Annotated in this window: 6 protein-coding genes; 1 reads left to right on the top strand and 5 read right to left on the bottom strand. The window is 58.1% G+C overall.

Features of this window, described 5'->3' with window-relative positions; translation table 11 throughout:
* Positions 1 to 326: 326 nt before the first annotated feature.
* The 3 genes from JQ627_RS38270 to JQ627_RS38260 all read right to left on the bottom strand — a co-directional run bounded on the left by JQ627_RS38270 (position 327) and on the right by JQ627_RS38260 (position 3,128).
* A complete protein-coding gene (locus tag JQ627_RS38270) occupies positions 327 to 716 on the bottom strand; it encodes a hypothetical protein (protein WP_212489490.1) in 390 nt (129 codons plus the stop codon).
* A 108-nt stretch (positions 717 to 824) separates the two neighbouring features.
* Positions 825 to 1,706 carry a haloalkane dehalogenase gene (locus tag JQ627_RS38265; RefSeq protein WP_212489489.1) on the bottom strand — a complete coding sequence of 294 codons (882 nt, stop codon included), beginning with the start codon at positions 1,704 to 1,706 and terminating at the stop codon, positions 825 to 827.
* 114 nt (positions 1,707 to 1,820) lie between these two features.
* Positions 1,821 to 3,128 carry an MFS transporter gene (locus JQ627_RS38260; RefSeq protein WP_249143734.1) on the bottom strand — a complete coding sequence of 436 codons (1,308 nt, stop codon included), beginning with the start codon at positions 3,126 to 3,128 and terminating at the stop codon, positions 1,821 to 1,823.
* Between the two features lie 431 nt (positions 3,129 to 3,559).
* Between JQ627_RS38260 and JQ627_RS38255 the strand changes: the two genes are divergently transcribed.
* Positions 3,560 to 4,045, top strand: a complete 486-nt coding sequence (locus JQ627_RS38255) for a MarR family winged helix-turn-helix transcriptional regulator (protein ID WP_212489488.1) — start codon at positions 3,560 to 3,562, stop codon at positions 4,043 to 4,045.
* Between the two features lie 320 nt (positions 4,046 to 4,365).
* Here JQ627_RS38255 and JQ627_RS38250 read toward each other — a convergent pair whose 3' ends face one another.
* Together JQ627_RS38250 and JQ627_RS38245 are read right to left on the bottom strand one after the other, a co-directional pair.
* A complete protein-coding gene (locus JQ627_RS38250) occupies positions 4,366 to 4,965 on the bottom strand; it encodes an NADPH-dependent F420 reductase (RefSeq protein ID WP_212489487.1) in 600 nt (199 codons plus the stop codon).
* A 257-nt stretch (positions 4,966 to 5,222) separates the two neighbouring features.
* Positions 5,223 to 6,074 carry a haloacid dehalogenase type II gene (locus JQ627_RS38245; RefSeq protein WP_212489486.1) on the bottom strand — a complete coding sequence of 284 codons (852 nt, stop codon included), beginning with the start codon at positions 6,072 to 6,074 and terminating at the stop codon, positions 5,223 to 5,225.
* Positions 6,075 to 6,115: the final 41 nt, after the last annotated feature.

The following is a 6,115-nucleotide window of genomic DNA, read 5'->3' as shown; positions in this document are numbered from 1 at the left end:
CCGCCCCGCATCACCCATATCTGGGGTTTCGAAAGCCTTGCACAGCGCGCGTCGCTGCGCAGCACCGCCTTCGCCACTGGCGTCTGGCCTCCGAAGGGCGGCCCGGACAATGTCCGTGAGGCGGTCTCGGTCATCGCGATGCCGGAAGACCAATAGTCAGCCGACGCGGCCATTTTTCGGCCAGGCGGATGGCGAGTTGTCACGCCTCGTCAATCTCCAGACTTCTGCTAGGCCGCGGCCGTCCCATCGTCTTGTCAGCGGCGAAATGGCCGGCCTAGCGCCGCGATGAGGATCGGATGGCCTCACCGCGCTAAGCGAGGATGACCTTACCCGGAGGCCTCCGCCGAGGCCCAGTCGGCGGCCCAATTGCCATCTCGTAATATCTCGTCCCCGGTGTGAACTGTGAATTCGACAAGCACTGTGCGTTTGGCGACCTGCAATACCTCGCTGCAAGTATCGACAAGACGCCTCCCCAACTCGAGACGTTGATCAAGCGATCGGCCCCGGCGGATCTCGACGAGCACCATCGTGATCGACTCCAGTCCGTCCGGACCAAGATGGAACAAGTTATCCTCTCCAAGTTCCGCAATCCCCACGTTCGGACGCCACGACTGCGTCTGCATCACCTCGGAATAGAGCCGACACAGACGCGTCGCGAGCTCTCGCTTCGTCTGTGAGGAATACTTCTTTGCCAGGTTCAGATGTAGATACGGCATTTCACGTTTCCTTTTTCAAGGGATACAAAGTCCGCTACAGCTTGATCAAGGCAATCGCGTCAACCGCGCGGCGCACCCCACGCGGCTATGGTTCGCGCGCTGGCGGAGTCAGGCCGCCAATCGCTCCAGCCAATCCGCAATCGCCTCACCAATTTCGCGGGGAGAGTCTTCCTGAAGGAAGTGCTTGCCCTTTACACGTACTTCCTCCTGGTTTCGCCAGCTTCTGCAGAATTCCCGGATCGGACCGATGATGATGGCGCCAGGGTCTCCATCAATGAACAGCTTCGGCACTTCGTTGATCGCCATCCAGTCGCCATAGGCTTTCACAGCCTCCGCGGTATCGTGTGGCTTGCCGTCAATGGGAAGTTCTCGAGGAAATGTCAGCGTAGGACGCCGGTCCTCTCCTGGACGAAGATAGGGACGACGATAGGCCGCCCACTCCGCATCGGATAGACGTCGCAGTATTCTCTCGGAGAACGACTTCTCGACAAACAGATTGTCGCGAAGAACGAGCGTCTCGCCTTCCGGCGACCGTAGGCGCTCGAACATGTCCCGAACGGACTGATCCATCTCGTTCCAATTGCGGGTGCGTACAATGGTCTCGAAGTAAACGATTCCACGGACTGACTCCGGGTGACGACTGGCCCAGTCCATAGCCAGGGCCCCGCCCCAGTCCTGCCCGACAAGGACGACCTCCTCCGTTGCCCCAATTCCTTTGAGGAAACCTTCAATAAACCGGCGATGCTGCAAAAAGCCATAGCGCATCGGATCGTCGCCCTCGAGCTTTTGCGAATCGCCCATACCGATCAGGTCCGGTGCGATGCAGCGGCCCTGGGGAGCAACGATCGGCATGATATTGCGCCAGATGTACGAAGAAGCGGGATTGCCGTGCAGGAAGACGATTGGCCGACCTTCGCCGAGCTCAACATACGCCATCCGCTTGCCGTCAACCTCACAAGTGCGCTTGGGCAGTTCATCGGCATTCAACATGGCATATCATCCTTGTCATCGTGATCGGGCAATCCTTTCCTCCACCTGGCTCTGCACGAAGGCGACACGGTCCATATACGGCCGCCAGTGTAAGGGCGGAGGCCACGCTCGCTGTCAGGCCGCCGACTTGCTCGCGGGTGCAAGCCTCGGTTCGCCATCGGATTTGCGATCACCGATTAGCAGGCAGGCGAAACCTGCGACGATGCACAGCAGGCCAGAGAGAGCAAATGCCGGGGCATAGGTGCCTTCCAGTGTGCGCGTGACGCCGGCGCCATAAGCCGCGATTGCAGCGCCGATCTGGTGCGCAACGAACATCCAGCCAAAAACTAACGGCCCCGAGGACAGTCCGAATTTGCTCGTCGTAAGTCGGATCGTCGGCGGCAGGGTGGCGAACCAATCAAGGCCGTAGAACGCGGCGAACAACGAGACCGTCCACAGGTCGACCCCCAGTGCGATCGGCAGAAAGAGCAGGGATAATCCCCGACCAGTGTAGTAAATGCAAAGCAGAGCCCGATTGTCGTATTTGTCGGACAACCATCCCGATCCGACCGTACCGAATAGGTCGAACAGTCCGATGAGGGCGATCATGCTTGCCGCCGTTACCTCGGCGATGCCGTGATCTCCACAGGCCGCAATGAGATGCGTGCCGATGAGGCCCGACGTGCTGAGACCACAAATGAAAAATCCAAAACACAACAGCCAAAAGTCTTTCGAGTGTGCGGCACCCCGCAGAGCCCTGAAGGACATGACGACCGGATTCACTGTTGGCGTCACAGGACCTGCGACTTTGGTGCCCGCAGGCGCACCATACGGCGTCAGACCGATATCGGAGGGACGATTTCGCATGAACGCCGCGATCACGGGGATGAGACAGACGAGGACACACCCGACCACCACGACAAGCGTCCGCCAGCCATACTCATCGCTGATCTTCGCGAAAACCGGCAAGAACAGGAGCTGCCCGGACGCCGAACTCGCAGTCATTAGGCCAAGGACAAGGCCACGACGTTGCACAAACCAGGAGTTTGCGACGGTAGCGCCGAGGACTAGCGCTGTCATTCCGGTCCCACCACCAACGACGACGCCCCAAAGCAAGGTCAGTTGCCACGACTGGCTCACTAGCGCCGTCAGGCTGACGCCAGCAGCCGTTGTCGCGACCGCGACGAGCATGATGTTACGTAGGCCGAAGCGAAGCATAAGAGCCGCGGCAAACGGCGCCATAAGCCCGAAGACCGCTAGTCGCAGCGAGAGCGCCGTTGAGATGGTCGCGGTGGACCAATTATAGTCCTTCTGAAGGGCAACCAAAAGCAAGCCCGGCGTCGACATGGCGCCGGCCGTCACAAGCAACGTCAAGAACGTAACGCCAACAACCACCCACGCATAGTGGAAAGGCCTAGCCTCTTTTACTTTGATCGCTTCCAATTTGGTCTCCTGTTGGATGACTTCGTGGGCACGACGGCGGCTAACTCGCACCAGCCAGCGAACTCGCGCGAACCATTGCGATCCGCACGCTTGCTCGGCCGTGGCTTCACGGCGAGAACGTGATCTACGCGCTCCGCTTCCAATTTGCAGGAGAATAATAGCTCCAACTGGTCGAGTCAATTATCAGCATATGCTGATAATCTTGACCCGGGTCCCTTCGCGCGGTTTTCCGCGCTGGATACGCTCGACTTCAGCACTCCGACGCGATGCCAACGAATGCGGTCACGCTCGTTTGATCTAACCGGTGAAGTGCCAAAGCGTGGAGAGTTGCGAGTCGCGAACCCGGATCGCGCTTCGACCGACCCGGGCTTGAGAAATCATCAGCATATGCTTATACTTAACGCAGCAAAGACTAGGATTATCGCGAACTGATGGAGGCTGCCGTGGCGGCGCAATCGAACTCTCAAGTCGGATATCGATGCCACTGCACGGCGCTGCGCAAGGCATCCAGGCGCGTTTCGCAGCTGTATGACGCGGCTCTCGCGCCCTGCGGCCTGAAGGCTACCCAACGTGCGATTCTGACTCAGATCGCACGGTCTGAACCGGCAGCAATCGGCCTTCTCGCCGAAGCGCTCGTCATGGATTCGGGCGGGCTGGCGCATACTCTCAAGCCGCTGATTCGTGATGGGCTTGTCACTATGAAGGTAAATCCGGACGACCGACGTAATCGTTTAGTGTCTTTAACGGCCGTTGGGAGAGCGCGCGTCAAGCAATCTGACCGTTTATGGGGAGAGGCGCAGCGAGCCTTCGAAAAAAGCTTTGGAACTGCGCGATCAAGGGCGCTTCGCGATGCGATCGACCTTTTGATCTCGGATCAATTTACGAGCAATTTCGAGTCGGCCGCAGCGGCCGATTAGCTAATGGTGGTTTGACTCGCACATCATTGAGCTAGACCCAGAATTGGCGGGATGCCCGAAGGCGATCGGGCTAAATAGTCAGTTATCCGGACCAAAGGACAAGACATTAATCTGAAGGGCACCCCGAACGGGCCCGCTCAGTGCCGTAGGCGGGTCAAAAGCGGCATTTGCGGCTGAGCTGAGCGACGTATGGTCTCTCCCAGCGATGAGACGTGGTGATCTCCAATCCGGTCTTTGGCGAAGTATTCAACAACTGATAATTTCCGCCTCGCCCCTGTGAATGATCATCTCCAAGCACGGACGTCATGCCGGCGGCGACATCAGTCGATCTTGACTAAATTTTGGTTCGGCAGCGGCCCCCCGGGGAATTGAGTGAGTTTACCGCCGACTGCGAGCGATCCGAGATCAATGCCAAAGAACCCGAGCCGGTCGATGAGAGCCGCTACTTCAGCCTTTGCGGTGGCGTCATCGCCGGAGTAAAACTGCACGAGGCGTCCGCCGTTCGTCTTCGGATCGTTAGCCAGGACTTCTGCGCGGTGGAGGTTGAATGCCTTGACGACCCGCGCTCCGGGCACGAAATCGGCAAAAACTTGACTGGAGAGGCGTCCCTTAAGATCGAAGGGCCTGAATTGTGGCGGTTCAGTCGCGTGGTTGGCGTCAATGACAATACGGCCATTCCAGTCTGGAAGCCCCGCCAGCGCCGCCGGCAGTTTTGTCCAATTGACCGCAACCAATACAATGTCGGCCAGCGCCGCTTCCTCACGGCGTCCGGCCTTGATTGAGGGGGCGAGTTCGCGGCCAAGCGCTTCGAGCGAATTTGGGCCGCGACTGTTCGAAATAGTCGCTTCAATACCGGCGCGCGCAAGCGCCCGCGCGAAGGCTGTGCCGACCGCGCCTGCTCCGATGATGCCGATGGTCATGTAATCTTCCTTTCAGGAGCGTCCCGGTAACCGCTTCAACGGCGCCCTGCAGATCGACTAAGAGTCCGAAGTCACCACCGGCAAGGCCGCGGAATCTGTTCGCAAGAGACATTGGACCAGCCTCTCGCTAAAGGCTTTGGTCAATCCAGCTCATTGCTTTGGACCTAGTTCGTAGAGGTCAAATTAGGCTGCGCCGATCGTCATCAATAATCTGCGCAAGTAAGCGACCGCCTTGCGCCAGTGCTCGTTAGCAGGCTTCAGCTGAGATCAATCTTTTTGGACAGATCTATCAAGTCGTCTGCAACGACATCGATGTACGATTCCGGAGATCGGTCCACTTTCATTTCTGGTCCGGTTTCGAGAGGCCTGGGTATGTACGCCGTCTTGAATCCGGCTGCTTTCGCGGCTTTCAGATCGAATTTGTGAGCCGCGACCATCATGATCTCACCCGGCGGAAATCCGAGGTAGGTCGAAGCGGCCTGATAGACGTCGGGAGACGGCTTGTACGAATGAATTAGCTCGCCAGTAAGTACTGCATCGAACGATAGCCCACCACGCTTAGCAAGCGCGATTACCCCGGCCATGCCCGCATTGGAGAGAGCCGCTACCGTAACTTTACGCTTGAGTCGACGGACGCCTTCCGCACTGTCGTGCCACGGGACCATCTGGGCCCAGACGGACATCAGCTCAACGCGATCAGCTTCATCGAGTTGGTTAGTCAGTCCGCGAGTGGACAAAACAGTTTCGAGCGACTCGCGAACAATCTGACCCGGCGGAATCCATTTGCGCTTGCCGGCAATGACTGTTTGGATAATCGAAACTGCGCCCGCATTCCACTCTCCAAGAAAGCCCGACCAATTCAAATGTAACGCCTTGCGATTATTCAAGGTGGTACTAATGCGTGTGAAAGGCTGATAGTAGTCGAACAATGTTCCCTGCACATCAAAGGTCATCGCCTTGATGCCGCTCGGGTTTGGCGGTGCAGCTGTCGCTGCTTGTGCAGTTCCTATCCGAATGGAGATCGGCAACGCTGCTGCGGCTGCGGTGAAACCCAGGATGCTCCGCCGGCTGATGGAATCAACTTCGGGATCGTCATGCTCTGCATTCATTTTTTTGCTCTTCTGTAAGGGCGAGAATATCGCGGTCCTCT

The sequence above is a fragment of the Bradyrhizobium liaoningense genome (genome assembly GCF_018130785.1).
Classification (GTDB): Bacteria; Pseudomonadota; Alphaproteobacteria; order Rhizobiales; family Xanthobacteraceae; genus Bradyrhizobium; species Bradyrhizobium liaoningense_A.
Note: the sequence above shows the minus strand (reverse complement) of the source record. Positions and strands in the feature narration are given on the sequence as shown.